General features: G+C 71.0%; 1 protein-coding gene. It reads right to left on the reverse strand.

Going from position 1 to position 566, the window contains the following annotated elements:
- The coding region (locus CFP71_RS43180) for an amidohydrolase family protein (protein WP_143267357.1) at positions 1–566 on the reverse strand (566 nt) is incomplete at both ends.

Consider the following 566-nt stretch of genomic DNA (forward strand, 5'->3'; position numbering starts at 1 on the left):
GGTGGACGAACTGGCCGTGCGCGACCTGGAACCGTGCGTCGCTGAATCCTTCGGCGCGGATCTTCTCCACCGCGTCCAGCGTGGCGCGCACCGACGCGTCCCCCGTGCAGTGCACCTTGGCCGACAGCCCGGCCGCGGCCGCGGTACGCAGCCAGCCCGTGAGCTCGTCGCCCGGCATGGTGGTGGCGCCGTGGTGACAGGCGCCGTGCGCGGCGTCCGGCAGGTACGGCTCCAGGAAGGCGGCGGTGCGCGTCGGCGGGACTCCGTCGAGGAAGATCTTCACGAAGTCGGGCCGGTGGTGCTCGCTCCGGTACTGCCCGGCGACCTCCAGCAATGGCGCGCCGATCGGGTCGAAGCCGAAGATCGGGTCGTTGATCAACAGCGACGAAACGACCCAGGCGTGCAGTTCGCCCGCGTCGTCGAGCGACTTCAGCGCGCCGAGGATATCGGCGGAGACGCCGGCGTCCTGGAACGCGGTGACCCCGTACGAGTGCAGTGTGCCGATACCGTGCCGCGACGCCGCCACGTGCTGCTCGGCGGTGAGCTTCCGCGTCTCGCTGAGAGCC

It is taken from the genome of Amycolatopsis thailandensis (assembly GCF_002234405.1).
Lineage (GTDB): Bacteria > Actinomycetota > Actinomycetes > Mycobacteriales > Pseudonocardiaceae > Amycolatopsis > Amycolatopsis thailandensis.